26 protein-coding genes are annotated in these 26804 nt (G+C 71.9%); 5 read left to right on the top strand and 21 right to left on the bottom strand.

The window, feature by feature from the left end; genetic code table 11:
- Positions 1–105: 105 nt before the first annotated feature.
- From ACZ6BB_RS19810 to ACZ6BB_RS19745, 14 genes are all read right to left on the bottom strand, one after another.
- Positions 106–1047, bottom strand: coding sequence for an alpha/beta hydrolase (locus ACZ6BB_RS19810; protein ID WP_471616461.1), 942 nt, complete (start codon positions 1045–1047; stop codon positions 106–108).
- Positions 1048–1624: 577 nt separating this feature from the next.
- Positions 1625–2887: a kynureninase gene (kynU, locus tag ACZ6BB_RS19805; RefSeq protein WP_471616460.1), complete on the bottom strand. Its 1263-nt coding sequence runs from the start codon at positions 2885–2887 to the stop codon at positions 1625–1627.
- Positions 2880–3725: a tryptophan 2,3-dioxygenase family protein gene (locus ACZ6BB_RS19800; protein WP_471616459.1), complete on the bottom strand. Its 846-nt coding sequence runs from the start codon at positions 3723–3725 to the stop codon at positions 2880–2882. Before ACZ6BB_RS19800 ends, kynU begins: the two co-directional genes overlap by 8 nt.
- 232 nt (positions 3726–3957) lie before the next feature.
- Positions 3958–4371, bottom strand: coding sequence for a DUF3151 domain-containing protein (locus tag ACZ6BB_RS19795; RefSeq protein WP_471616458.1), 414 nt, complete (start codon positions 4369–4371; stop codon positions 3958–3960).
- A 238-nt stretch (positions 4372–4609) separates the two neighbouring features.
- Positions 4610–6082, bottom strand: a complete 1473-nt coding sequence (locus ACZ6BB_RS19790; RefSeq protein ID WP_471616457.1) for an MFS transporter — start codon at positions 6080–6082, stop codon at positions 4610–4612.
- A 221-nt stretch (positions 6083–6303) separates the two neighbouring features.
- The gene (fbaA, locus tag ACZ6BB_RS19785; RefSeq protein ID WP_319366426.1) at positions 6304–7326 is read right to left on the bottom strand and encodes a class II fructose-bisphosphate aldolase; all 1023 of its coding nucleotides are present in this window, start codon (positions 7324–7326) and stop codon (positions 6304–6306) included.
- A gap of 167 nt (positions 7327–7493) precedes the next feature.
- Positions 7494–8048 carry an orotate phosphoribosyltransferase gene (gene pyrE / locus ACZ6BB_RS19780; RefSeq protein ID WP_013001905.1) on the bottom strand — a complete coding sequence of 185 codons (555 nt, stop codon included), beginning with the start codon at positions 8046–8048 and terminating at the stop codon, positions 7494–7496.
- A 94-nt stretch (positions 8049–8142) separates the two neighbouring features.
- On the bottom strand, positions 8143–8937 hold the full coding sequence (locus ACZ6BB_RS19775) for an aldose epimerase family protein (RefSeq protein WP_471616456.1): 795 nt from the start codon (positions 8935–8937) through the stop codon (positions 8143–8145).
- A gap of 56 nt (positions 8938–8993) precedes the next feature.
- Positions 8994–9866: an SRPBCC family protein gene (locus ACZ6BB_RS19770; RefSeq protein ID WP_471616455.1), complete on the bottom strand. Its 873-nt coding sequence runs from the start codon at positions 9864–9866 to the stop codon at positions 8994–8996.
- Between the two features lie 169 nt (positions 9867–10035).
- Positions 10036–11670 carry a polyamine aminopropyltransferase gene (locus ACZ6BB_RS19765; protein WP_471616454.1) on the bottom strand — a complete coding sequence of 545 codons (1635 nt, stop codon included), beginning with the start codon at positions 11668–11670 and terminating at the stop codon, positions 10036–10038.
- 222 nt (positions 11671–11892) lie between these two features.
- The gene (locus ACZ6BB_RS19760) at positions 11893–12414 is read right to left on the bottom strand and encodes a DUF2617 family protein (RefSeq protein ID WP_471616453.1); all 522 of its coding nucleotides are present in this window, start codon (positions 12412–12414) and stop codon (positions 11893–11895) included.
- Between the two features lie 543 nt (positions 12415–12957).
- Positions 12958–13362 carry a hypothetical protein gene (locus ACZ6BB_RS19755; RefSeq protein ID WP_471616452.1) on the bottom strand — a complete coding sequence of 135 codons (405 nt, stop codon included), beginning with the start codon at positions 13360–13362 and terminating at the stop codon, positions 12958–12960.
- Positions 13363–13504: 142 nt separating this feature from the next.
- Positions 13505–13858: a hypothetical protein gene (locus tag ACZ6BB_RS19750; RefSeq protein WP_471616451.1), complete on the bottom strand. Its 354-nt coding sequence runs from the start codon at positions 13856–13858 to the stop codon at positions 13505–13507.
- A gap of 3 nt (positions 13859–13861) precedes the next feature.
- Positions 13862–14101, bottom strand: a complete 240-nt coding sequence (locus ACZ6BB_RS19745; protein ID WP_471616450.1) for a hypothetical protein — start codon at positions 14099–14101, stop codon at positions 13862–13864.
- Between the two features lie 397 nt (positions 14102–14498).
- On the opposite strand from ACZ6BB_RS19745, the gene ACZ6BB_RS19740 reads away from it, so the two are divergent.
- Entirely contained in the window at positions 14499–15743 is a 1245-nt protein-coding gene (locus tag ACZ6BB_RS19740; protein WP_471616449.1) for a pyridoxal phosphate-dependent aminotransferase, read from the top strand.
- Positions 15744–16008: 265 nt separating this feature from the next.
- On the opposite strand, the gene ACZ6BB_RS19735 is transcribed toward ACZ6BB_RS19740, so the two are convergent.
- The 4 genes from ACZ6BB_RS19735 to clpB form a co-directional block, all read right to left on the bottom strand.
- Positions 16009–16467, bottom strand: a complete 459-nt coding sequence (locus tag ACZ6BB_RS19735; protein WP_471616448.1) for a MarR family winged helix-turn-helix transcriptional regulator — start codon at positions 16465–16467, stop codon at positions 16009–16011.
- A gap of 177 nt (positions 16468–16644) precedes the next feature.
- A complete protein-coding gene (locus ACZ6BB_RS19730; protein WP_471616447.1) occupies positions 16645–16827 on the bottom strand; it encodes a hypothetical protein in 183 nt (60 codons plus the stop codon).
- 278 nt (positions 16828–17105) lie between these two features.
- Entirely contained in the window at positions 17106–17651 is a 546-nt protein-coding gene (locus ACZ6BB_RS19725) for a YbjN domain-containing protein (protein WP_471616446.1), read from the bottom strand.
- A gap of 159 nt (positions 17652–17810) precedes the next feature.
- Complete coding sequence (gene clpB / locus ACZ6BB_RS19720; RefSeq protein WP_471616445.1) at positions 17811–20426, bottom strand: ATP-dependent chaperone ClpB; 2616 nt, start codon at positions 20424–20426, stop codon at positions 17811–17813.
- Positions 20427–20626: 200 nt separating this feature from the next.
- Between clpB and ACZ6BB_RS19715 the strand changes: the two genes are divergently transcribed.
- Positions 20627–21040 carry a pyridoxamine 5'-phosphate oxidase family protein gene (locus ACZ6BB_RS19715; protein ID WP_471616444.1) on the top strand — a complete coding sequence of 138 codons (414 nt, stop codon included), beginning with the start codon at positions 20627–20629 and terminating at the stop codon, positions 21038–21040.
- A gap of 186 nt (positions 21041–21226) precedes the next feature.
- Here the strand turns inward: ACZ6BB_RS19715 and ACZ6BB_RS19710 are convergent, their stop codons facing one another.
- A complete protein-coding gene (locus tag ACZ6BB_RS19710) occupies positions 21227–21562 on the bottom strand; it encodes a Rieske (2Fe-2S) protein (protein WP_013001918.1) in 336 nt (111 codons plus the stop codon).
- Between the two features lies 1 nt (position 21563).
- On the bottom strand, positions 21564–21767 hold the full coding sequence (locus ACZ6BB_RS19705; RefSeq protein ID WP_471616443.1) for a hypothetical protein: 204 nt from the start codon (positions 21765–21767) through the stop codon (positions 21564–21566).
- 170 nt (positions 21768–21937) lie between these two features.
- Here ACZ6BB_RS19705 and ACZ6BB_RS19700 point away from each other — a divergent pair, with 170 nt between their 5' ends.
- Positions 21938–22891 (top strand): helix-turn-helix transcriptional regulator, encoded by a 954-nt coding sequence (locus ACZ6BB_RS19700; protein WP_471616442.1) that lies wholly within the window; start codon positions 21938–21940, stop codon positions 22889–22891.
- Here ACZ6BB_RS19700 and ACZ6BB_RS19695 read toward each other — a convergent pair.
- Entirely contained in the window at positions 22866–23927 is a 1062-nt protein-coding gene (locus tag ACZ6BB_RS19695) for a helix-turn-helix transcriptional regulator (protein WP_471616441.1), read from the bottom strand. The two genes, ACZ6BB_RS19700 and ACZ6BB_RS19695, sit on opposite strands and share 26 nt — an antisense overlap.
- Positions 23928–24309: 382 nt before the next feature.
- Here ACZ6BB_RS19695 and ACZ6BB_RS19690 point away from each other — a divergent pair, with 382 nt between their 5' ends.
- Positions 24310–25869: a circularly permuted type 2 ATP-grasp protein gene (locus tag ACZ6BB_RS19690; RefSeq protein WP_471616440.1), complete on the top strand. Its 1560-nt coding sequence runs from the start codon at positions 24310–24312 to the stop codon at positions 25867–25869.
- Entirely contained in the window at positions 25866–26801 is a 936-nt protein-coding gene (locus ACZ6BB_RS19685) for an alpha-E domain-containing protein (protein WP_471616439.1), read from the top strand. The genes ACZ6BB_RS19690 and ACZ6BB_RS19685 overlap by 4 nt, the downstream gene beginning before the upstream one ends.
- The last annotated feature ends 3 nt before the right edge of the window (positions 26802–26804 follow it).

Here is a 26804-nt window from a genome sequence, read left to right as displayed (position 1 = left end):
GATGACAGGCCCCGCCGTGAGGGACGGGACCGTGACGGACGACACCGTGACGGACACCGCCAAGGCGGACACCACCCTGGCGGACACCCCCCTGACGGACCCCGTTCACCAGGCCAGTTGGGCGATCTCCTCGACCACCACCGCGCACGCGTCCGCCGCCGGGTCGATGAGCGGGAAGTGACCCACGTCCTCCAGCAGCGTGAGGCCCACGACCTCGCCCGCCCTGGCCGCGGCGTCGGCGTACGCCTCGGCGACGGCCTGCGGGACGACGATGTCGGAGCGGCCCTGTACGAGGGTGGTGGCGATGCCGGTCGGGAGGAGGAGCGCGGGGTCGGCGTAGGGCCGACGCTCGGTGAACTTCCCTTGGCCGCCGAGTAGTTGACCGGCCGCGCCGCCGCAGACCTCCAGCTTCTCGGCCACGGCGAAGTCGGCGATCGGGGCCAGGGCGACGACTCCGCGGAGAGGGGCGGGGCGGGAGGTGCGCCAGGGCGTGTCGGGCGGGAGTACGTGGCGGGCGGCCGCCCACAGGGCGAGGTGGCCGCCGGCGGAGTGACCGGTGACGACCGTACGGCGGGGGTCCGCCTGCGGGAGGGCCGCGCGGACGAGGTCCGGCAGGGCGTCGAGGGCGGCGGCGATGTCGTCGAACGTCTCCGGCCAGCGGCCGGCGGTCGGACCAGGGGTGCCGTTGAGGCCGCTCTGGGCGGGGATCGAGCTTCCTCGCCGGTACTCGATGTTGGCCACCGCGAAGCCGTGGCGGGCGAGGAAGTCCGCGAAGGGGGTGATGTGGTGCCGGTCGTACGGGGCTCGCCAGGCGCCGCCGTGCAGGACCGCGATCACGGGGGCCCCGGAGGGCGCGCCCGCCCCGGCGCTCGCTCCCGCGTCCGCGCCCGCGCCCTCAGCCGCGGCGGATGTGCGGGGGGCGTAGAAGTCGATCACCTGGTCGGGGTGGTCGCCGTAGGCGGCCGTGGCGTCCGGGGCGACCGGCGGGTGCGAGAAGGCGGATGCCTCTTCGGCGGCATCGCGGGCTGCGGCGTCGTCGTCCGGCATGCGCCAACCTCTCGGGTGAAACGGATTTGGAAGGGTTTGGGCGGGCGCATGCTTGGGAAAGGGGGCGCCTGCCGTTGGCGGGGACGGTATCAGGCCCGTGACGTGCGTCGACACCGGGATGTGACGCCGGGTCAGGAGCCCTGGGCGGGGCGGCGCGGGCTGCAGAGAGGCCCACGCCGAGGGCTGGGCGGAACTGCGAGGGAGGGCCGGGGCATGAGGGTCGGGGGGCCAGGGGCATGAGGGTCGGGGGGCCAGGGGCATGAGGGTCGGGGGGCCGGGGGCATGAGGGTCGGGGGGCTGGAGGGCCGTGGGGTTCACTCACCCCGGCGCCGCCGAGCCCACCCGCCGCACACCTCACGGCCCGACTGCCCCCCACCAGGACGATCCCCGGCCCCTCGGCAGCGGATCTCTCGGCGCCCCGGCAGCGGATCCCCCGACGTTCCGGCAGCGGATCCTCCGATGTTCCGGCAGCGGATCCCCCGCCGCCCCGACAGCGAGTCCCCCGACGTTCCGGCGGCAGCGGACCCCCGCCGCCGGAACGACCGAACCCCCCCCTCGGACAGCAGGGCCGCCCCCGCTACCCCGCCTCCCCCAGCGTCTCCGCCAGCACGCGCGCCGCCCGTTCCACGTCCGCGAAGGTGACGTAGAGCGGGGTGAAGCCGAAGCGGAGGACGTCGGGGTGGCGGAAGTCGCCGATGACACCCCGGTGGATGAGGCGTTTCATGACGTCACCGGCGTCGTCGCAGCGCAGGGCGATCTGGCTGCCGCGCTCCGCGTGGGCGACCGGGGTGAGGGACTCGACCCGGCCCTCGGGGACGTACGCCGCCACACAGCGCAGGAAGAAGTCCGTCAAAGCGAGGGACTTGGCGCGGACCGCGTCGATCGTCTCCCCGGCCGCGGCGCAGCCGCCGTCGCCGCCCTCGTACCAGACGTCGAGCGCCGCCTCCAGGGCCAGCATCGACAGGATGTCGGGCGTGCCGACCCGGCCCCGGGGAGCCCCTGCCGCGGCCTCGTAGGCCGGGCGCATGGCGAAGGGGGCGGCGTGGGAGGTCCAGCCGGGGAGGGGTGAGTCGAAACGGGGCTGCAGGTCCCGGCGGACGTAGAGGTAGGCCGGGGAGCCGGGGCCGCCGTTCAGATACTTGTAGGTGCAGCCGATCGCGAGGTCGACCCCGTGTTCGTCCAGGCCCACGGGCAGGGCGCCCGCGCTGTGGCAGAGGTCCCAGACGGCGTACGCGCCGACCTCGTGGACCGCCGCCGTCAGGGCGGGGAGGTCGTGGAGGCGGCCAGTGCGGTAGTCGACGTGGTTGAGCAGGACGGCGGCCGTACGGTCGCTCAGGGCGGCCGGGACCTCCGCCGGGGTCACCGGGCGCAGGGTACGGCCGGTCATCCGGGCCGCCGACTCGGCTATGTAGCCGTCCGTCGGGAACGTCGTCGCGTCGACCAGGATCTCGTCGCGGCCGCCGGCGGAGGCGGAGTCCTCGTCCGCCATCCGTACCGCCGCCACGACCGCCTTGAAGACGTTGACGCTCGTGGAGTCGCCGACCACGATCTGGCCCGCCGCGGCGCCCACCAGCGGGGCGATACGGTCGCCGATCCGCTCGGGCGCGGTCCACCAGCCGCTCTCGTCCCAGGAGCGGATGCGCAGTTCGCCCCACTCGCGGTGGACGACGTCCATGAGCCGTCCGGGGACCGCCGCCGGCAGCGCGCCGAGCGAGTTGCCGTCGAGGTAGACGGCGTCGTCGAGGACGAAGCGGGAACGCCGGCCGGACAGTGCGTCGGCCGCGTCCAACTCCTTTGCCCGTGCGATCAGTTCAGTGCTGGATGCGGTGATGTCAGACATGGGAGCGCGCCGTCCACAGCTCGGGGAAGACGTTCTTCCGGGCGCGCTTCTCCAGCCAGGCCACACCGGCGGAGCCGCCCGTGCCGGCCTTGGAGCCCATCGCACGGCGGGTGGCGACGAGGTGGTCGTTGCGCCAGCGCCAGACGAGTTCGGCGACGTCGGTCAACGCCTCGCCGAGGCGGGCGAGTTCGTGGTCCGGATCGCCGGAGTACAGCTCGGTCCACACCGCCTCGACCTCGGGGGACGGCTCGTAGCGCTGGGAGACGTCACGGCGTACGACGGACTCGGGGATCGCGTGGCCGCGGCGGGCCAGCAGCCGCAGGACCTCGTCGTAGAGGCTCGGCTCGTGCAGCGCCTTCTCCAGCTCGGCGTGGACGCGGGGGGCGCCCCGGTGCGGGACGAGCATCGAGGCGGACTTCTCGCCGAGCAGGAACTCCATCCGGCGGTACATCGCCGACTGGAAGCCGGAGCCCTCGCCGAGGGCGGCCCGGTAGGAGTTGAACTGGGCCGGGGTGAGCTGGCCGAGGGGCTTCCAGGAGGCGGTCAGGGCCTCCAGCTCGCGGACGGAACGCTTCAGGGCGTCCTTCGCCCTGGCCACGTCGTCGTCACGGATCGCGGCGGTCGCGGTCTCCCACTCGTGGACGATGACGGTGAACCACAGCTCCATGACCTGGGTGGTGACCAGGAAGACCATCTCGCCGGGGTCGTCGGAGAGGGGGTGCTGGAGGTGGGTGAGGACGTCCGCCTGGACGTAGTCCTCGTACGGGGTCGTGCCCTGGAAGTCGAGATGCGGGGTCTCGGGCTCCGAAGCCTCGTGGGGCTGAGCCGTGAGGGACATCGCTGTCTCCTGATGTGTGCTCCGGGTAGCGGTCCGCCCCTGCCGAATTCCGACACGGGGGCCCCGGTCCCCACCGGCATGTTCGGTGATACCACCCCCGCACCGCAAGGTCCGCCTGGTCACACCAGGCGGACCTGCCCGAACAATCCTTCGATCGGCTCAGTGGCTCAGCTCGGCGACTCGGCTCAGCCACTCGGCCTGGCGGCTCAGCTCAGCCACTCGGCCCGGCGGCTCAGCCCAGCGTCTGCGCCGCCGTCGGGGAGGAGTCCTTCAGGAACTGGGAGCAGCGCTCGTACTCCTCCTGCTCGCCGATGTCACCCGCGGCGCGGGCCAGGGCGTGCAGGGCGCGCAGGAAGCCGCGGTTCGGCTCGTGCTCCCAGGGGACGGGCCCGTGGCCCTTCCAGCCGCTGCGGCGCAGGGCGTCCAGGCCCCGGTGGTAGCCCGTACGGGCGTAGGCGTACGACTCCACGACGCTGCCCCGCTCGTACGCCTCGTCGGCGAGCTGGGCCCAGGCGAGGGAGGAGGTGGGGTACTTGGCGGCGACGTCGGCCGGGGGCGTGCCGTTGGCGAGGAGCTCGCGGGGTTCCGGGGCGTCGGGGAGGTGCGTCGGGGGTGGGCCGCCGAGAAGGTTTTCGTGAATCGTCATGGGTTCCAGTCTGGCCCATGCCGGGGGTCGGGTTCGTCGGGTGGGGGCAGATCTCGCGCCCCGAGCGGGTGTCCCGCACCCGGCCGGGGCGGTCTCGCCGCACCCGGCCGGGGCAGTCTCCCCGCACCCTCGGGGCCGTGCCCCGTACCCCCTCGGGGCCGCGCCCCGGGCCGCCGTCGGGGCCGCGCCCCCCACGGCCCTTCTGACGGATCTCCGCGGCGTCCACGGAGATCCGTCACTAGGCCTCCCGCGTCTCCCCGTTCGGCGTGCCCTCCAGCGGGGGCGTCGTCACGCAGCCGTGGGTGCGGCATTCGGGGTGGTGGCAGTCGGGGGTGGGGCGGCGGACCGTGGCGAAGGCGAGGGCCGAGGCGGCCAGGAGGGCCAGGGCGCAGGCGAGCATGGCCTTGTCGAACGCGCTGTCGAACTGGGTGGGTGAGCGGTATGCCTCCGGGCCCATCCCGGCGATCAGCGGCAGCGCCGCCACGGCCAGCAGGCCCGCGGCCCGGGCGGCGGCGTTGTTGATACCGCTGGCGACACCGGCGTGGTCGGTGGAGACCGAGGCGAGGACGGTGGCGGTCAGCGGGGCCACGAGGGTGACCATGCCGAGGCCCATGACCAGCAGGGCGGGGAGCACGTCGGTGGCGTACACGGCGTCGGGGCCCACGCGCAGCATCAGCAGCACACCCGCCGTGCACAGCAGGGGGCCGACGGTGAGGGGGATGCGGGGGCCGATGCGTTCGCCGAGGGCACCCGCGCGGGCGGAGAGCAGCAGCATCAGGACGGTGATGGGGAGCAGGGCCGTGCCGGCGCCCAGGGCGGAGTATCCGGAGACCACCTGGAGCTGCAGGGCGGCGAGGAAGAAGAATCCGCCGAAGGCCGCGTACACGAACAGGGTGACGATGTTGACCGCCGTGAACTGGCGGGACGCGAACATCTCCGGCGGCATCATGGGGTCGGGGCGGTGACGTTCGACGCGGACGAAGGCCACGGCCGTCGCCACGCCGGCGAGCGCCGTGACCGCGACCGCGAGCGTGCCCGCCCTGGCCTCGATCAGCGCGTAGGTGATGAACGCGAGCGACGCGGCGCCGAGCACCGCCCCCAGGATGTCGAAGCCCCGGTCGTGGCTGCGGCTGTCCGCCGACTCCGGTACGTGGCGGACGGCGATCGGGACGCAGAGGAGGGCCAGGGGGACGTTCAGGAGGAAGACCCAGCGCCAGCCGGGGCCGTCGACCAGCCAGCCGCCCAGGAACGGGCCGACGGCCGCGCCGATGCCGCCGAAGCCGGACCACAGGCCGACCGCCTTCGCCCGGTCCTCGCGGTGGAACGACGCCTGGATGAGCGCGAGCGACCCGGGGGTGAGCAGGGCGCCGCCGACGCCCTGGAGGGCTCGGGCGGCGATCAGCACCCCGCCGTTCGGGGCGATGCCGCACAGCAGCGAGGCCGCGGCGAACCACACGACGCCCACGACGAACACCTTGCGACGGCCGAAACGGTCGCCCAGCGCGCCGCCGAGAAGGATCAGACCGGCGAGGGTCAGCATGTACGCGTTGACGGTCCACTGGAGGGCCGCGAGGTCGGCGTCCAGGTCGAGGCCGATGCGCGGAAGGGCCACGTTGACGACCGTCGAGTCCAGCATGGCCATGCTGGAGCCGAGCACCGTGGTCAGCAGGATCCACTTGCCCTGGGCGGAGGCAAGACGTACATCGGCCATGGTCCGCATCATGCCGCGCGCCGGGCGTCCGGGCCAGGTACGGGAGCGGTACGGGAGCGGTATGGGGACGGTACGGGAGCGGAGTCGGCGCCGAAGAGGGAGGCGCAGACGCGCGGCGCGGGCATGGACACGCCCCTGCCCGCAGTCGCGTGCGCGGCTGCGGGCAGGGGCGGTGGTACGCGGCCCGAGCCGGGGCCCGGGTCGGTCCGGGCCCGGTCGGGCTACTTGATCTTCGTGCCGGCGGAGCGCAGGTTGCCGCACGCCTCGACGACGCGGGCCGCCATCGACGCCTCCGCGAGCTTGCCCCAGGTGCGGGGGTCGTACGTCTTCTTGTTCCCGACCTCGCCGTCGACCTTCAGGACGCCGTCGTAGTTCTGGAACATGTGGGCGGCGACCGGACGCGTGAAGGCGTACTGGGTGTCGGTGTCGATGTTCATCTTGACGACGCCGTTCTCCAGGGCGGTGCGGATCTCCTCCTCCGTCGAACCCGAGCCGCCGTGGAAGACGAAGTCGAACGGGGACTCCTTGCCGAAGCGGGAGGCCACGCCCTCGTTCAGCTCCTTGAGGAGGTCGGGGCGCAGGACGACGTTGCCCGGCTTGTAGACACCGTGGACGTTGCCGAAGGACGCGGCCAGCAGGTAGCGGCCCTTCTCGCCCAGGCCCAGCGCCTCGGCCGTACGGATCGCGTCGTCGACCGTCGTGTAGAGGGAGTCGTTGATCTCGTGGGAGACGCCGTCCTCCTCGCCGCCGGTCGGGGTGATCTCGACCTCAAGGATGATCTTCGCGGCGGCGGCGCGGGCGAGCAGCTCCTGCGCGATGGAGAGGTTGTCGGCGAGGGTCTCGGCCGAGCCGTCCCACATGTGGGACTGGAACAGCGGGTTGCGGCCGGCCTTGACCCGCTCCTCCGACACCGCGATCAGCGGACGTACGTAGCCGTCCAGCTTGTCCTTCGGGCAGTGGTCCGTGTGCAGCGCGACCGTGACGGGGTACTTCTCGGCCACGATGTGCGCGAACTCGGCCAGGGCGACGGAGCCCGTCACCATGTCCTTGCTGTACTGGCCGCCCAGGAACTCGGCACCGCCGGTCGAGATCTGCACGATGCCGTCGCTCTCCGCCTCCGCGAAGCCCCGCAGCGCGGCGTGCAGCGTCTGGGTCGAGGTCACGTTGATGGCCGGGTAGGCGAACTTGCCTGCCTTCGCCCGGTCGAGCATCTCGTTGTAGACCTCGGGGGTTGCGATGGGCATGGTCCGCTCCTTGTATGTGCGGGTGGCGTTGTGCTTACGGTCCCTGACCTAGGGTTGCGACGTCATCGTCGGCCCCATCCTTCCAGACGGGACCCGATGCTCCGGTCAGGGCGTCCAGAACTCGTCGGTAACCCCTGACCTCGGGATTCCCCCCGGGCCGGCGGCCGTCAGTCCAGGCCCAGCTCGTCCTTGGAGAACGCGAAGAGGTACGGGACCCCGGCGCCCTTCTCGATCTTCTCGGCGGCGCCGGTCGCCCGGTCGACGATGGTGGCGACGGCGACGACCTCGGCCCCGGCCTCGCGCACGGCCTCGACGGCGGCCAGCGGGGAGCCGCCGGTGGTGGAGGTGTCCTCGACGACGAGGACGCGACGACCGCTGATCTCCGGGCCCTCCACGCGCCGCTGCAGCCCGTGGGCCTTGGCGGCCTTGCGGACGACGAACGCGTCCAGCCGGCGGCCCCGCGCGGCGGCCGCGTGCAGCATCGCGCCGGCGACGGGGTCGGCGCCCATCGTGAGCCCGCCGACCGCGTCGAAGTCCAGGTCGGCGGTCAGGTCGAGCAGCACCTGACCGACGAGCGGGGCGGCCTCGCCGTCGAGGGTGACGCGGCGCAGGTCGACGTAGTAGTCCGCCTCCAGACCCGACGACAGGGTCACCCTGCCGTGCACCACGGCCTTGTCCTTGATCTGCTGCAGCAAAGATCCACGTACGTCCACGTCAGTCATGGCAGCCAGCTTAAGGGGGGCCTGTACGCCCGCTATACGCCCCCGCGCGCCCCGCCCCCGCGTCCGCCTGCACGCCCCCGCACCCGTGGTCCGCTCACAGGCTCCGCCAGGTCCAGGTCGTCGTGGCTTCGAGGGGGTCGATGGGGGTGACCAGCCGGGGGTGGGTGTTGAGGCCGTCGGGCGGCCCGGTCTGGGGTTCGACGCACACGGCTTCCGCCTGCTCGTCGTAGATCACCACCCACTCCTCGCGGGAGGCGACCTTCAGTTCCAGCCGCTCCGGCCAGGTGAGGGTGACGTCCACGCCGCCGGGCATGCCGAAGCAGTCGTCCCAGGGGCCGGGCCGGGGGTCGAGGCGGTTGCCGGTGGGCAGATGGTCCGCGCCGCGCTCCTCCTGCCAGGCGGGCGTGAAGTCGACCGTGACGTCCTCGCCGTCGCCGTCCAGGCTCCGGTTGAACCAGGGGTGCCAGCCGATCTGGGCCGGGAAGGAGGAGTCGTACGCCTCGACGGACATGGTGAGGGTGAGGGCGTCCGGGGTGAGGGTCACCACCTGGGTGACGCGGCCGGGGTAGGGCCAGGGCTCGACGAGGTCGTAGGTGAGGACGGCCTCGGTGCCGTCGTGGCTCGCGACGCGCCAGGCTCCCTCGCGGGTGGTGCCGTGGATGGCGTGCGGCGGGGCGTTGAGGGGCATCTGCCGTACGGTGCCGCCGTCACGGAACCGTCCCTCGCGGATGCGTCCGCACCACGGCACCATCGGGAAGCACCCGAACCGCTCGCCCTGCCGCAGCAGTTCGGCCCCACCGACCCGCAGGCCCGCCACCCGGCCGCCGTTCGCTGGTGCGAGCACCACCTCCGCGTCACCCGCGGCCAACGTGATCTCTTCGCTACTCACCCCTCGACCCTACTGGCCGACCCCGCCGAGGAGTTGGCCACCCGGGGCCGGTGTCGTCAGCGGCGCCTGCGCAGAGCCCGGGTCACGATGATGGCGGAGGCCACGGCGAGGGCCGCCGCGGGCGCGGCCCAGCGGAGGGTGGCGCTCGCGGAGACGGGCTCGGGGGCCGGGACCGGGGCGTAGCGGCCGCGGGGCGGCGCGTGGTCCACCTCCTCCGCGCTCCGGCCGATCATCGTCCGGCGGGCGTGCGCGGCCTCCGCCGGCGGCTCGCCCCCGGCGACGAAGTCCTCCTCGTCGAAGGACTCCAGGGCGGAGGGCGGGACGTCGGTCTCGAAGACGGAGGCGGGGGGCTCGTCAGGGGTGTCAGAGGTGTCAGAGGTGTCAGAGGTGTCAGGGGTATCTGCGGTGTCTGCGAGTTCTGGGGCTGCTTCGGCCGTGGTGCCGGTGTCGCTGCCGGTGCCGGTCGCGGTGTCGGTGGCGCTGTCGGCCGCGGGCTTCGGTTCTGTCTCGGCCGTCGTCGCCAGGTTCTCCGCGAACCGTCCCAGCAGCCGTGTCGCCGCCGAGGACACCGAGTCGGCCGGGAGTTCGGTGATACGGCCGTCGGCGGTGGCCGTGCCCGCGCAGGTGAGGGTGGTGCCCTCGGGGGCCGGGGTGAGGCGGAGGGTCAGGGCGAGCTGCACGGTGCCCGTACCCCGGGCCTCGGTGGCGTCGCCCTCCACGGCGTAGGAACCGTCGTCCTGGGCGGTGACGCGGAGGGTGCCGCGATAGGTGATGGTGTGGCCGGCGACGCGCACCTTCATGCGGCCGGCGACGGGCGCGGTGCCCGCGTCCTGCTGGAGCCCGGGGACCGCTCGGGCCACCCGCTCGGGGTCGGACAGCGCCTCCCGGAGGCGACCGACGGGTACCGGAACGAACACCTCATGCTCCATGGAATCCGAGCCTACCCACGTGGCGCGGCACCGCACCCGTACATACGCGTTCTTGCTCGTATTCCGCCCCACCCGGCCCCATACGGCCCGAACGCCTCGCGCGCCTCGCGCACCCTCTCGCACCTCACCGACCTCACTCACCTCACCCACCCCTGTCGCCTCTCCCGGCTCAGCCGGTGTACCTCGGGTGCACCAGCGTCGACGGTGGCAGGCCCGGCATCCGGTCGGCGGCGTCGAGCCGGACGGCCCCGCTGCCGAGGTCCGGTGACGGGGGCCGACCCGCGCCGGGCCGGGTCGCCAGGACGAAGCCCCAGTCGTGGGGCGCGCGGGAGGTGTGGGCCGTGCGGTCGGGGCCGGTGACGAAGCCCGGGGCGACGACGGTGACCCGGTAGGGCGTGGTGCGCAGGCCGGTGGAGCGTACGGTCGCGTCGACCGTCCAGAAGATCCGCTGCCGGGACGAGACCGGGCCCGCGTGCACCACCATGCGGCCGTCAGGGGCCAGGACCTCACGGGCCAGGCCGTAGAACTCCCGCGAGTAGAGCTTCGTGCTCGCGGTGATGCCGGGATCGGGAAGGTCCGAGATCACGACGTCGTAAGGCCGGGCCGGACGGGCGCCGCGCAGCCAGGCGAAGGAGTCCTCGGTGACGACGCGGACGCGGGCGTCGGCGTAGGCGTGGCCGTTCAGGGCGGAGAGCGCGGGGTTCGTGCGGGCCAGACGCACCACGCCGGGGTCGAGTTCGACGATGTCCACCCGGCGGACGTCCTCGTGGCGGAGCACTTCGCGGGCGGCGAGGCCGTCGCCGCCGCCGAGGACGAGGACGCGGGCATGGGGTCCGGCGTCCATGGCCGGGCGGACGAGCGCCCGGTGGTAGCGCTGTTCGTCGCGGCCGCTGATGCGCAGGCGGCCGTCGAGGAAGAGGGCGAGCGGACGGCCGTCCCTGCCGCCGGTGAGGACGACCTCCTGGACGTCGGTCTGCAGCGCGACCTGTACGTCCTTGCCGTACACGGCGCGCCGGGCCGCACGCTCGAAGTCGTCGACGTGTGCGGCGGCGGTGGCCAGGAGGCCGAGGACGGCGAGATTGGCGGCCAGCAGCAGCCGGCGGTCGCGGCGGGTCAGGTCGTGGCGGAACAGTCCGAGGACGAGGGCGCCGCCGACCAGGGCGTTGACCGTGCCGGTGAGCAGGGCGCCGGTCAGCTGGCCGAGCCAGGGCAGCAGGAGGAAGGGGAAGGCCAGGCCGCCGACCAGCGCGCCCACGTAGTCAGCCGCGAAGAGGTCGGCGACCGTGCCGACGGCGTCCTGGCGGCGGATGCGCTGGATCAGCTCCATCAGCAGCGGGACCTCGGCACCGATGAGCAGGCCGATGGCCAGGGAGAACGCGACGAGGAGGTAGCGGGAGCCGCTCGCCCACATGCCGCCCCAGTCGCCGGTCCAGGCGAACGCCGCGTACAGCGCGAGGGCGCTGCAGCCGCCGACCAGGGCGAGGGCGGCCTCGATGGCGCCGAAGCCGAGGGCGGCGCGAGGGCAGAGGCGTTTGGCGGCGAGGGAGCCGATGCCCATGGCGAACACCATGACCGACAGGACCACGGAGGCCTGGGTGACCGAGTCCCCGATCAAGTACGAGGCCAGGGCGACGAGTTCCAGCTCGTACACGAGTCCGCAGGCGGCGCAGACGAAGACGCCGGCGAGGACGAGGAAGCGGCCGACTCCCGGGCGGACCGGTAACCACGCCTGGGCGCCCGGGCCTCGGTCGCCGCGCCAGGGGGGAGGGGCGCCAGGGGGTGCGGGGGCGTGCGGCTCGATCACTCCTGGCACGCTACCGTCACGGTCGCGCTCCGTCGGGTCACCCACACGGGTGGTCTACGACGCCGCGCCGGGGGCCGGATAGCGCGGGAGTTCGGGTGGTGGGTCCGGTGGGCGCCATGTTCGACCGTCGCGCGCACCCGGCGTCCACCGGACCCACCCCACCCCTCGCCGCCCCCACCGGCACCCTCGCTCACGCGCTCACGCGCTCACGCGGTCACGCGGTCACGCGGTCACCGGCACCCGGACGCCCACCCTCGTTCGTGTCGCGACCAGTTGTCCGTCCTGGGGATACGCGTGCCACGTACGCCAGTGCACCTGCCCCTCGTACCGCTGCGCGAGCATCGCCGTGAAGGCGTGCGGGCTGCCGGGGAAGACCCCCGCCAGACCGTGCGGGTGGTCGGAGACGAGGGCCAGCAGTTCCTGGGCGCGGCCGGCGAAGGAACCCGGTGACAGCACCTCGACGCGGGCGGCGAATTCGTACTCCCAGTCGTCCACCCGCTTGGCCACGCCGAGCGGAAGGGGTGTGCTGGACCCCGGAATGCAGGCGACCGTCTCCGAGCAGTGACTGCCCCGCTCCTCCTCCAGAAGCACCTGGTGGGACGCGCCGAGCAGCCGCAACTGCAGCTTCGCGCCGGTGAGTTCGAGATCGAGCGTGGCGAGCGCGGGCAGCGGCTCGCGGCCCAGGGCCCAGGCGAGGTCTGCCGCGCGCGTGTCGGTGTAGGCGGTGTTCAGGGTCGTGAGCATGGGTCGGCTCCGCAGCGACGCAACGATGAAGAGGAGTGGGTCCGGCGCACCCCGGTCCGCACCGGGAATCGTGGCCCGGTCAGCCAGGTCGGGTGAGGACGACGTCCCAGTCGGTCCGGTCAGCCGCGTCAGGCCTGCCGGGAGGGACGTCCGGGGGCTGCGTTGGCGATTTATAGGGAATCATGAACTGTGGTGCAACCACAGCGTTTTTACCCAAGTTGGCGTGCTTTCCATCCCCCCGAGGGCAGCCCAGCTCAACTGTTCAACCAGGCGTACGCCCCGTCGGTCGACACACTCCCCACGCGCCCACCGAGCCAGGCGCGCGAACACGGGGGCGCGCCCGTCGGACAACCGGGCCCACCCGGCGTACCCAGGCGTGAACAGAAGTGCTACCCGCGCGCGGGCCCACGATCAGCGTGAAGCACACCGGGCCGCCTGCCCCGTCCGCGCGGTCCTACACACGAGCGCCCGCCGGGAAGTCCGGCGGGCGCTCGTGTCGTGGAGCTCAGCTGCCCCGTGTCGGCTGCCTCCACTGCCCCCCTGTCAGCTGCCTCCCCCGCATCCGCCCCCGCCACCGCCACCGCAGGAGGACCCCCCGCCACAGGACGAGCTGCTGCTACCGCACGACGAGGAGCTGCTGCCGCACGACGAGCCCCCGGACGACGAACCCCGGTCGTCGTTCGAGGAGGAGTGGGACGAGCCACTGTCCCCGACGCCGGCCGCCCCCAGCACCCACCAGCTGTTGTCACTGCTGCTCGACGAGCCGCTGTCGCCGCGGCCGCCGTTGCGGTGGGCGCTGCGCTGGGCGCTGCCGCCCCGGCCGGACGACCTGCCGCCCCGGGCCCCCGCCCGTGCCGCGCGTGTCCTGCGGCGGCTGTCGGCCACGATGAGCGCCAGCACCGCACAGACCACCACCAGGATGATGCCGATCACCGCGATCGCGTTCATGGCGTCACCCTCCCCTCTCTCTTCCGAGTCCCCCGAAGCGGCCCCCCGTGGGCGCCTCGCTCACTTGCGTGTCGCGGGGATTCCCCCGCCGCGGACCGCTCAAAGCCGAGTTGAGCAAGTCCAGAGCTTGCCTCTCGCGAGGTCAGTCGCCGCCGCCACCGCAGGAGGAGGACGAGCTTCCCCCACAGGACGAGCCGCCGCCACCGCCGCACGAGGACGAGTCACCGTGACCATCACCGTGACCGCCACCATCGCCGGGCCCGTGCCCGTGCCCGTGACCGTGACCGGCCCAGTCGCCGTCCCCGTAGGGCCACGGGGACGGTGCGGCACCCGCCCACCGGCTGTCGTGCCGTCGCGGCGACCGGGGCACTCCGAGACCGGGCCGGCCCCCGAACCCGCCCCGCGTGACGAGTACGACGATCGGCACCACCAGCGAGGCGAGCATCGCCAGGGCGAAGAACACCAGGACGCCGAACACCAGAAATATCTCGACCATCTTTCAGTCCCCTCCGCCCCCGCAGCCACCGCCGCAGGAGCCCCCGCCCCCGCCCCCGCACGACGAACCACCCGACGAGCCCCCCGGCGCTCCCCCGCCGTCCGCCCACCAACTGCGCCGCCCGCCGCGACCCGCGCCGCGACGCCCGCCGCGCCTGCGGGCCACGACGACGATCACCGTCAAGACCACGGCGTACACGGCCCAGACCACGAGCAGCAGCCTCATGTCCTCGTCCACGGTCACGCCGCCCCCTCCTGTGTCGCGACGCCGCCGCGGTCAGCTTCCGCCGCCGCAGCCACCACCGCCGCCGCCACCGCAGGAGGACCCTCCGCCGCAGGAGGACCCGCCACCGCAGGAGGACCCTCCGCCGCACGACGAGCCCCCGCTGCGGTGGTGGGACGACCGGCCGTCCGCCCACCAGCTGTGCGAACGCCGGCGGCCCGGCCGCGAACCGCGGCCGGCACTTGAAACGACGCTGATCAGAACGACCGCGCCCACGATGACGAAGAAGACGACGTCCATCTCCGGACCTGCCTTTCACTCCCCCTGCAGGCCCCCCGTGAGTCCTGCGTGACGGGGGGATGCCCTCCCGTCTCACCGCTCAAAGCGAAGTTGAGGAACTCCAGAGGTTCGTCGCAGGATGACGGCCATGACCTCCAGCGCAAGCTCCGCCCGCACCCCTCGTCCGGCGCAGAACCGGCGGCTCGCCGAGTTCGGAACGACGATCTTCGCCGAGATGTCGGCGCTCGCCCTGCGGACCGGGTCCATCAACCTGGGCCAGGGTTTCCCGGACACCGACGGCCCCGAGGAGATCCTCGAGGCCGCCGTACGGGCGCTGCGCGACGGCCGGGGCAACCAGTACCCGCCGGGGCCGGGCGTCCCCGAGCTGCGGAGCGCGATCGTCGACCACCAGCGGCGGCGGTACGGGCTGGAGTTCGACCCGGACACGGAGGTCCTGGTCACGGCGGGTGCCACGGAGGCCATCGCGGCCGCCCTGCTGGGGCTGCTGGAGCCGGGCGACGAGGTGGTCGCCCTGGAGCCGTACTACGACTCGTACGCGGCCTGCATCGCGATGGCGGGCGGGACGCGCGTACCGGTGACGCTACGGCCGTCCGAGGGAACCGCCGACGGATCCGGTGAGGGAGACCGGGGGCGCCGCTTCCGGCTGGATCTCGACGAACTGCGGGCCGCCGTCACCGACCGGACCCGGCTGCTGCTGATCAACACGCCGCACAACCCGACCGGCACCGTCCTCACCCGTGCGGAGCTGACCGCGATCGCCGAGCTGGCCGTCGAGCGGGATCTGCTGGTCGTGACGGACGAGGTGTACGAGCACCTGGTCTTCGACGAGGCCGAGCACCTGCCGCTCGCCACGTTCCCGGGGATGCGGGAGCGGACCGTCACCATCGGGTCCGCGGGCAAGACCTTCTCCTTCACGGGGTGGAAGGTCGGCTGGGTGACGGCCGCGCCCGCGCTGGTGACCGCCGTGCGCTCGGCGAAGCAGTACCTGACCTATGTGGCGTCCGGGCCGTTCCAGTACGCCGTCGCCGAGGCCCTCGCGCTGCCGGACAGCTACTTCGAGGCGTTCCGCGCGGACATGCTCGCCAAGCGTGACGTGCTCGCGGCGGGGCTCGCGGACGCCGGCTTCGGGGTGTTCCGTACCGCCGGCACGTACTTCATCACCACCGACATCCGCCCCCTGGGCGAGACCGACGGCTTCGCCTTCTGCCGGGCCCTGCCCGAGCGGGCCGGAGTCGTCGCCATCCCCAACGCGGTCTTCTACGACCACCGTGAGGCCGGCGCGCCGTTCGTGCGGTTCGCGTTCTGCAAGCACACCGACAAGTTGCGCGCAGCGATCGAGAGGCTGTCGACCCTTAAGAAGTAGCCCCGGGAGGGCACACGGACGGGGCAGCCGACGGGCCGGAGACTCACCAGCGGATCGGCTCAGCGCTCCCACCGGCGCACACGGGGCAAGGGCTAGGTAGCCGGCGCTCAGCGTCCGCGTGAGAGCCCCGGCCACCCCTCGGGGGCGAGGGTGACCGGGGCCGGTAAGTAACCGGCGGGTCCCGCCACCAGACCCGAGCCCGCGCCAGCCACTACCGCACCCGAACAGCCCACGCTCACTCACCGTGAAACCACCGGCCGTAACACTAGTGGTGCCAAGCTCGCCCACCCGTGTTGTGGATGAACCGCTGCAACACCTTGAGGGCGGTCAGGTACTCCTCGTCGGAGATACCCGCGTGCCGTTCCGCCCAGAGCTCGTCCTGAAGGGCTGCGGCCTTGTCATAGAACGCCCTGCCCTCAGCCGTGATGCCCAGGCGTCCCTCGGCATCCTCGGTGACCCAGCCCCGGGCGATGATCGTGTCGATCTCTGACTCCATGGTTTCTGGGCCGGTGTCGAGATAGTTCCGAAGGAGGCGGGACACTTCGTCACGGGTCTTGACGGTGTCGGCGCCTGCGACCTGCGCGAGGGCCCACCACTGCGGTTGGGTGGTGCCGATCCCGGCGAGGGCGGCCCGGGTGCGGGCGATGACGGCCTTATAGGCCGCCCAACTCCAGTAGCCGATGGGCTGTTTGATCAGGTCGGTGTCGCTGTGCGAGTACTCCATGGCCGAAACCCCTGTCGTTGTCTGAGCCGGTTCGACGAGACCGACCGTAGAAACTCAACTGGACTTGAGGTCAAGGGCGTACCGGTCGACCCGTACGAGAGGTCGCCTACTTGCTGCTCACTCACCGTGAAACCACCGGCCGCAGTACTGGAGGGGGCTCAGACAGGCGCCTATTGCCTACTCGGCGCTCACCTGCGGCAGATCGACCACCCGCGTGAATCCGGCCCACGCGTAGTGGAAGCGGTCCGCCGTCACCTTTGTGCGTCCTGCCCCGAACTTCCGCCGCACGCAAACCCCGTCCAGGGCCAGCGCCAGCAACCCGCGTCGCTGCTCTTCGGTGGACCCCTTCCATGCGGCCATGATCGACTCAGCCTCGAAGAGGAAACCCGCATCGGCCCCTTGCAGTGCTGGTGAGACCCGTCAGGTAAGGCGGGTTGCCTACCATGAGCGCTGCGATTTCCAGCTGCCCATGTCTTCGACGACTGCAGCGCACGGAGGTGCTGGAGGAGGCGGCCAAGCGGCTCAAGTCGGCGTTCTGACGCGGGACGGCCGGACGGCGAGAGCCCGGCCCTGGCGCACCGCCGTGCGGCGGGCGCCCTGGCCGGGCTCTCGGAGGTCTGCGGGGCGTTCGACGGCGACTACTCCCCGTCGGCGTCGCCCTCGTCGTCCTTGGGCTTGTCGGCCTCGTCGACGCCCTCGGCCAGGCCGAGGGTCTCCACGAGCCACTTGTCGAACTCGATGGCGGCCCGCACCCAGCTGACCGTCGACGAGACGAAGTGCTCCAGGCTGACGCCGGTGCCGATCAGCATCTGGGCCTCACCGATGAGGCGGACCGTGCCGTCGTCGTGCGTGTGGCTGTAGACCTTGGGCCACAGGGTGCGGCGGTTCCAGTCGTCGATGGTCTCCAGCAGAGACGGCTTCTCGTCGATCTGGTGCGGGCGGTCGTAGAACGTGCGCACCGAGAAGACCTGCTGGTCGCCCTCGCCTCGGAACATGAAGTACGTGCGGAATTCCTCCCACGGCGCCGCGAGGTCACCCTCGTCGTCGACGACGTACTTCAGCTCCATCTGGTCCAGGAGCTGCTTCACAAGGTCCTGATCCGGAACGACGGGGCCCGCCGGCCCTTGGGGCTGCGGCTCGGGCTGGCCCCCGAAGTTCGGAATCGAGGACGGGTCGATGCTCACCGTGATTTTCCCTTCGTACGGATTCCGCCATCCTCTCCCATGCGGGGCGGGGGGTGGCAACCCCCGCCCCGCGCGGTTCGTCGCCCTTGGCCGGATCCGCCGGGGGATTCAGCTACGAGCGTGGCGGGGAACCTTTCGGGTACCCCTGATCCATCCCGGTCACGGCTTCTTCTCCATCGACGGGACCGGGCCCACGATCAGCCCTTCACCCTCGCCGAACGTGTCCACGCGGACCGTGTCGCCGTCCTTGACCTCGCCGGCGAGGATCTCCTTGGCGAGGCGGTCGCCGATGGCGGTCTGGACGAGGCGGCGCAGCGGGCGTGCCCCGTATGCCGGGTCGTTGCCCTCGTCGGCGAGCCAGGTCAGGGCCTCGGGCGTGATCTCCAGGGTGAGACGGCGTTCGGCGAGACGCTTGGACAGGCGGTCGATCTGCAGCTTGGCGATGCGCTCCAGCTCCGCCTTGTCCAGGGCGGAGAAGACGACGAGGTCGTCGAGGCGGTTGAGGAACTCCGGCTTGAAGGAGGCCCGCACCACGTCCATGACCTGCTGCTTCTTCACCGCTTCGGTGGTGACCGGGTCGACCAGGTACTGGCTGCCCAGGTTCGAGGTGAGGATCAGGATCGTGTTGCGGAAATCGACCGTTCGGCCCTGTCCGTCGGTGAGGCGGCCGTCGTCCAGCACCTGGAGGAGGATGTCGAAGACCTCGGGGTGCGCCTTCTCCACCTCGTCCAGCAGCACGACGGAGTACGGGCGGCGGCGGACGGCCTCGGTGAGCTGGCCGCCCTCCTCGTAGCCGATGTACCCGGGGGGCGCGCCGACGAGCCGGGCGACGCTGTGCTTCTCGCCGTACTCCGACATGTCGATGCGGATCATGGCCCGCTCGTCGTCGAAGAGGAAGTCGGCCAGCGCCTTCGCCAGCTCCGTCTTGCCGACGCCCGTCGGGCCGAGGAAGAGGAAGGAGCCGGTGGGGCGGTCGGGGTCGGCGATGCCCGCGCGGGACCGGCGTACGGCGTCGGACACGGCCCGTACGGCCTCGGTCTGGCCGATCAGGCGGCGGCCCAGCTCGTCCTCCATGCGGAGCAGCTTCTGGGTCTCGCCCTCCAGCAGTCGGCCGGCCGGGATGCCGGTCCAGGAGGCGACGACGTCGGCGATGTCGTCGGCGCCGACCTCGTCCTTGACCATGGTGTTCTTGGAGGCGGCGGCCTCCTCCTCGGCCTCGGACGCCTCCTCCAACGCCCGTTCCAGGGTGGGGATCTCGCCGTAGAGGAGCTTGGAGGCGGTGTCGAAGTCGCCGTCGCGCTGGGCGCGTTCGGCCTGGCCGCGCAACTCGTCGAGCTTCTCCTTGAGTTCACCGACGGCGTTGAGGGACTGCTTCTCCTTCTCCCAGCGGGCGGTGAGGCCCCGCAGGTCCTCCTCCTTGTTGGCGAGGTCGCGGCGCAGCCGCTCCAGGCGCTCGCGGGAGGCGGCGTCGGTCTCCTTGTCGAGGGCCATCTCCTCCATGCGGAGCCGGTCCACGGACCGCTGCAGCTCGTCGATCTCGACGGGCGAGGAGTCGATCTCCATCCGGAGCCGGGAGGCGGACTCGTCGACGAGGTCGATGGCCTTGTCGGGCAGGAAGCGGGAGGTGATGTACCGGTCGGAGAGGGTGGCGGCGGCGACCAGGGCCGCGTCCGCGATCACGACCTTGTGGTGGGCCTCGTACCGGCCCTTGAGGCCGCGGAGGATCGCGATGGTGTCCTCGACGGTCGGCTCGGCGACCAGCACCTGCTGGAAGCGGCGCTCCAGCGCCGGGTCCTTCTCGATGCGCTCCCGGTACTCGTCGAGGGTCGTCGCGCCGACCATGCGCAGCTCGCCGCGGGCCAGCATCGGCTTCAGCATGTTGCCGGCGTCCATGGCGGAGTCGCCGCCGGCGCCCGCGCCGACGACGGTGTGCAGCTCGTCGATGAAGGTGATGATCTGGCCGTCGGAGTCCTTGATCTCGGCGAGGACCGTCTTCAGCCGCTCCTCGAACTCACCCCGGTACTTGGCCCCGGCGACCATGGCGCCGAGGTCGAGCGAGACCAGCCGCTTGTTCTTCAGCGACTCGGGCACATCGCCCTTGACGATCCGCTGGGCGAGCCCCTCGACGACGGCGGTCTTGCCGACGCCGGGCTCACCGATGAGGACGGGGTTGTTCTTGGTCCGGCGGGAGAGCACCTGCACGACGCGCCGGATCTCCTGGTCCCGGCCGATGACGGGGTCCAGCTTCCCCTCCCTCGCGGCGGCGGTGAAGTCGGTCCCGAACTTCTCCAGGGCCTTGTACTGGCCCTCCGGATCGGCGGTGGTCACCCGGCGTCCTCCCCTTGCCTTCTGGAACGCCTCCTGCAACTTCCTGGCGTTCGCCCCCTGCCGGGAGAGTACGTCCCCGGCCTGGCCGCCCTTGTCGGCGATCCCGATCAGGAGGTGCTCGGTGGAGACGTACTCGTCGCCCAGCTCCTTCGCCTTGGCCTGGGCCTCGGCGACCACGCTCAGCAGCTCACGGTTGGGCTGGGGCGGCGACACGGTGGCGCCGGTCACGCTGGGCAGACCGGCCAGGATCTTCTCCGCGCCCGCGCGCACGGCCGCCTGATCGGCGTCGACGGCGGCGAGCAGGTCGGTGATGTTCTCGTTCTCCTGCCCCTGGAGCAGAGCCAGCAGCAGGTGGGCGGGGGTGAAGTCGGCATGTCCCTCGGACACGGCCCGGTTGCTGGCCGCGTTGATCGCGTCCCGGCTCCTGTTGGTCAGCTCGGCGTCCACGTTCGCGTTTCCCTCCTGGCGTCGGCCGTTGCGTCAGCCGTTGCGTCGGTCACGGTGACTTGGGCAACGTACATAAAGTTGAGTCTATTCCACTCAAGTGTGGCGCGGGGAGGGTTCCGGCGGCGACGGGGGCCGATGGCCCCGGGAGCCCCGGAGCCCCTGGGGACCGGGTATCCCGCATTCCCGCTAGATTCCAGGCCGTGAGTACATATCGAGTGGACCCCGGTGACCCCGATGCCGCGTACCTCGCCTTCTGGCGGGAGCGCCACCTGTGCACCCTGACCACCCTCCGCGCCGACGGCAGCCCCCATGTGGTGCCCGTCGGGGTCACATACGACCCGGAGGCCCGGATCGCTCGGGTGATCACCCGTTCGGGGAGCGCGAAGGCACGGCACGTGCGCGCTGCGGGCGCCGGGGGCGCGCGGGTCGCGGTGTGCCAGATGGAGGGGGCGCGCTGGGCCACCCTGGAAGGGCTCGGCCGGGTGTACGAGGACCGGGAGCGGGTCGCGGAGGCGGAGCGGCGGTACGCGGAACGCTACGGCAGACAGCCTCGGCCGAACCCGCTCCGGGTCGTCATCGAGATCGAACTGACCGGAGCGCTGGGGCGCGGCTGACGGTCACCGTCCCCTGCCGGTCGACCATTTTTCGGACAGATGGACGAGCGGGCGGGCCCGCACCGATACCGGCGGACATCCAGAAATGTCCCCGTAAGCCTGCAGCGGCGTCACCGTGTTCAGGTCACGGTGACGCCGCTGCTGGGGGGAAGCGCCTGAGCGATTTGAAACGACGGGGGAATCGCTTCAGGCACTGCGGGGGGTGGCTGTAACGGCCGTGGAGGCCGGGGTCTCCGGCTCGGCGAGCCGGTGGTCGCGCTGGTCGAGATTGACGAAGACCATCCCGTACCGAACGGCACACCGCACTGGCTGCGGCGCGCCGCGCGGTCGCCGCAGACATCGGTACGCCCGGATGTCCTCGTCCTCGTCCCGGGTCACCACCACCGGTTCGCCGAACACGGTCACCATCAACGAGTCACCGCTGTGGGGGATGGCGGTGGCCAGGTCGATGAAGTGCCAACCGGAGCGATAGGCGGTGGCCATCTCGCGGCGGAAGGAACGGTCGTCGGGAGGAGTGGTCACATCAGCTCACCGCACCATCATCAGCCGGAGGCACCGGCCAGCTGGTGTCCACGGCACGCGTCTGTGTTGTCGAATCCGCCCCCGCCGGCCAACTGGTGTCCGCGCGGATATCACCCTTCGCATCGGAGAAACCACTCAGCGCTCCGAAGATGAAAACGGTGGAGAAGGCGGCGACAAGCACCGAGCGAAGCATTCTCTTGCGCATAGTCGGCTTCGTCCTCACTTGAAGGTCCCCTCTTCCCCCGTCGAGTACGACGATGGCTCATTCGGGCACGTCATGGCCACATAATCAATGCATCATGTTCCTGCATGTTCAGGACCCTGGGGGGTGGAGATTAGGTGGAAAATCGGGCTAAATCGGCACATCCCCACACGGTGGCTGATCTGTGCGACGACGGAGCACGTCTCTACGCACACGCACTGCGGACGGGACGCATCGCTCGCGAGGAGGCGGGTGCCGCCCCCTGCCTCATGGAGTTCCCCCTCCTCCACCCCGATCCCGATGACGCGAACTGGCTCCGCCCCGTTCCCCCTTCGGTCGCACTGGCCCAGCGGCTCAACCCGATAGAGCGCGAGATCACCGAATTCCGGCGGCGTTCGATCGAGCTCACCGACGCTTTCGAACCGTTCATGGCGCTCAGCGCTCAGGTGTCGACCCCGACACACGCGATCACGGTCCTGGAAGGCGGCGAGCGGATCCAGGCGGCACTGAACCTCGCCACCGCCGAGTGTCAGACCGAGGTGCTCACGGTTCAGCCGAGCAACCGCATATCGGAGCGCAACCTGCTCCAGGGGCTGGAACGTGACAGACCGTTGATCGAACGTGGTGTGCGGATCCGCACTCTCTATCAACACACCGCCCGGCACAGCCCGGAGAAGCTGGCCTACGTGGCCCGGCTGTCCGACGGCAAGGTCGAGTACCGCACCATCGACGAGCTCGTGGAGCGCCTCATCATCTGCGACGACACCGTCGCCTTCATACCCACCCGTGACGACCAGCAGGTCGCCCTGGAACTCAGACACCCGGGGCTTGTGCGCTACCTGGTCAAGGTCTTCGAGTTCATGTGGGGCCGCGCCGTGCCCCTCACCGCCGGCGCCCCCTACGAGACCGCCCCCGACGGCATCACCGACATCCAGCACTCCATAGCCAAGCTGCTCGTCGAGGGCCACGTCGACGAGGCCATCGCCCGGCGCCTCGGCATGAACGTCCGCACCTGCCGCGCCCACATAGCGAAGCTGGCGACGGCCCTGGGCAGCGGCAGCCGGGCGCAGCTCGGCTACCGCATCGCGGAGTCCGGCATCCTCAAGCAGGAGGGCACGGGGCTGTAGGAGTCGCACTCGACTCGGCGGCAGCGGGGGCGGGCAGGTCGTCCGGCGAGGTCGAGCGGGGCGGGCCGTCCAGGCCGGCCGCGGCGATGCGGACGCCCAGTTGCGTGCGGCTGGCCGCGCCGAGGCGCTCGGAGAGGCGGGCGATGTGGGCCCGGCAGGTGCGGACGCTGATGCCGAGCCGCTCGGCGACCACCGCGTCCTGGTGGCCCTCCGCCAGCAGCGCCGCGATGGACCGCTCCCGGTGCGTGATGCCCGCGACGCCGGCCGAGGGGAGGGACGCGGCCAGCGGCACACCGAGGCGCCACAGCCGTTCGAAGACGGTGACCAAGTACTCCACCAGCGCCGGGTGGCGGATCTCCAGGGCCATGGTGCGGTCGGTGTTGGCGGGGATGAAGGCCACCGTCCGGTCGAAGACGATGAGGCGCTCCACGACCTCGTCCAGGGTGCGGGCCTCGGCCGACTCCCCCATCAGCTCCATGTAGTTGTGCAGGCCCTGCCCGTGCCGGGCCACATGCGTGTACAGGTCCCGCATCCGCACCCCGCGGCGGCACATCGCCAGCGCCCGGTGCAGCCCCTCGCGCAGCTCGTCCTCGCGGCGGATGCCGCCCGGCTGCACGGTCAGCACCTCGGCGGTGCAGCGGTCGGTGGCCTCGTCGATCGCCGCCCGGATCCGGGCCAGCCCGTCGAGCACCCGGATCGCCGAACTCTCCGCCGGCGTCCGCATGCGCGAACTGCCCAGTCCCGCGTACCACTCGACGGCGTCGACCGCCGCGCCCATCCGGGCCTGGCTGGCACTGACCTCGGCGTGGACGCCGCGCAGCAGCCGGGTCATGACCTCCTGCGGGGAGGTGGGCACCAGCCAGCCCATGTCGTCGGGGTCGGGATGCAGCAGGGCGAGTTCGAGAAGACAGGGCACGGCGTCGGCGTCCTCGCGCGGGACGCGTCCCCGGCGTACGGCTCGGGAGTACACGCGGTCCCCGGCCGCGCAGAGCCGGTCGGCCCCGTGCGGATGCTCCTCGGTCGCGTGCCCGGCCATCACCCACGTCACCCCCGGTTCCGACCTGTTCGCAGCGCAACTATGCGCGGCCCGCACCGACACCGCAACACAGCCCTGCCCTGTTTACGTCCGCATAACGGCAGTTACGTCCCGCTGCCTCCACCCCTCAGGTAGTGCGCTCTGCAAGAAGCTGAAGTTCGCGCCGGTGCGGGTGCGTGGCCTCGCACCTACGCGGTCCCGAACAGGCACGGCGCCGTCCGATGCCACCGGATGTCACGGATGGCACCGGATCGCGGAACCGGCGACTCCCCCGTCCGGCCGTACGTCAAACCCTCCGTTTGCGCAGGTCGCGATCGCCCCCGCAAGCCGGCGGAAACGCGCCGGTGACCGGGGTGTTACGGTGCGCGCTTACCGTCGGGCCATGGCGGACATATTTGACGCCTACGCGTTGGCCGACGCGTGGGACGAGATGTTTGAGCGGCCGGGTGAGGTCAGGACCGCCTATGAGCCGGTGCTGGCGGCACTCCGGCCCATCGAGCCGGGCGAACTGCGCTTCAGGGCCGACCAGATGGCCCGCGCGTTCACCGACCGGGGCGTGACGTACGCCTTCGCGGGCGAGGAGAGACCCTGGCCCCTGGACCTGGTGCCGAGGATCCTGGACGCCCTGGAGTGGGACCTCATCCAGCGCGGAGTGGCCCAGCGCGTAAGGGCGTTGGAGGCGTACCTCGCGGACGCGTACGGGCCGTGCCGGGCCTTCGAGGACGGTGTCGTGCCCTGGCGGCTGCTCCTCAACTCCCCCCACTTCCACCGGGCCGCGCACGGTGTGGAACCGCCGGGCGGGGTCCGTATCCATGTCGCCGGCATCGACCTCGTACGCGACGAGGCGGGTGACTTCCGGGTGCTGGAGGACAACGTCCGGGTGCCGTCCGGGGTGTCGTACGTCATCGAGAACCGGCGCGCGATGACCCGGGTGTTCCCCTCCCTCTTCGCCGAGCAGCACGTGGTGCCCGTCGACGGCTACGCGCAACGGCTGCTCGCCGCGCTGCGGGCCGCCGCGCCCGGCGGCGTCGGGGACCCGCGGGTCGTCGTCCTCACCCCCGGCCCCAGCAACGCCGCCTACTTCGAACACGCCCTGCTGGCCCGGCTGATGGGCGTGCAGCTGGTGGAGGGGCACGATCTCGTCTGCCGGGGGAACCGCGTGTGGATGCGCACGACTCGCGGGGAGATGCCCGTCCATGTCGTATACCGGCGGCTCGACGACGACTTCCTCGATCCCCTCCACTTCCGGCCCGACTCCGTGATCGGCTGCCCGGGGATCATGAGCGCGGCGACGGCGGGGAACGTCACCCTGGCGAACGCGGTGGGCAACGGCATCGCGGACGACAAGCTCCTCTACACCTACGTCCCCGACCTCATCCGCTACTACCTCCGGGAGGAACCAGTCCTCCCGAACGTGGAGTCCTTCCGGCCGGACGAACCCGGGCAGCTGGAGGCCGTCCTCGACCAGATCGACCAGCTGGTGATCAAGCCGGTCGACGGGGCGGGCGGGCAGGGCATCGTCATCGGGCCCAAGGCGGACCGGGAGACGCTGGAGCGCACCCGGGAGGCCGTACGGGCCGATCCGCGCGGCTGGATCGCGCAGCGGCCGGTGGCGCTGTCCACCTCCCCCACCCTCGCCGGCGAACGCATGGCCCCACGCCACATCGACCTGCGGCCCTTCGCCGTGAACGACGGAAGCGACGTGTGGGTCCTGCCCGGCGGGCTGACCCGGGTGGCCCTCCAGGAGGGCAACCTCATCGTCAACTCCAGCCAGGGCGGCGGCTCCAAGGACACCTGGGTGCTCGCCGAGGGGCCCGCCGCGCAGCACTTCGAGGAGTTCGAGGAGACCGGCGGACCGGGTCCGCTGCCGGAGAAGGCGCCGCGCCAGCTCGGCCCCGACGGCACCCGCACCCTCGTTCAGGAAGGGGCGCAGCAGCAGTGAACGACGTGATCCTCTCCCGGATAGCGGAGGCCCTGACCTGGACGGGCCGGTACGTGGAGCGGGCCGACGCGACGGGCCGCATCCTCGACGCCTACCTCCACCGCCTCCTCGAAGACCCCTGGCGCGACGAGGACGTGGCCTGCCGCTCGTTGTACGCGATCCTCGGCGTGGACGCGCCCGACCGGCACTGCGACATGCAGCAGGTGCTGGACCAGCTGGCCTTCGACGCCCGCTCCACGGGGTCGATCGAGGGTGCGCTCGGGGCGGCCCGGCTGAACGCCCGCAGTGCCCGCGAGGCGGTGTCGTCGGAGATGTGGGAGTGCCTGAACTCCACCTGGCACGCCCTCGCCGACCAGCGCACGGCCGCTCGCCGCACGGGCGGCCCGTACGCCTATCTGGAGCTGGTACGGCGTCGCGCCGCCCTCTTCTTCGGGCTCGCCGACTCCACGATGAGCCGCGACGACAGCTGGCGGTTCGTGGTGCTGGGCCGCAGCCTGGAGCGGGTGGACATGACGGTGCGGCTGCTGTCGGTGCGGGTGCTGGACGCGGCGCACGCGCCGGACTGGCCGACCCTGCTGAGCGCGAGCGGCGCGGACGAGGCGTACGCGCGCGTGCACGGCGGTTTCGGCGACAGCCCCAAGGTCGCCGAGTTCCTGCTGCTCGACCGGGACTTCCCGCGCTCGGCGCTGCACGCGCTGACCACGGCGGAGGAGTGCCTGGCCGCGCTCGGCCGCCCCCGCCAGGACCCGGCCCGCCGTCCGATCGGTGCCCTGCGCACCCACCTCGAGTACCTCGACTCCGAGGCCCTGGAGGCGGGCCTGCCGACGCTGCTGCGGGATCTGCAGCAGGCGTGCATGGCCTCGGCGGAGGCGGTGGCCGAGAAGTTCTTCCCGTACCAGGGGCCCGTCGAATGGGCCCAGGAAGGCGCGTGAGCG

This window comes from Streptomyces sp. NPDC041108 (assembly GCF_055592645.1).
Note: the sequence above shows the minus strand (reverse complement) of the source record. Positions and strands in the feature narration are given on the sequence as shown.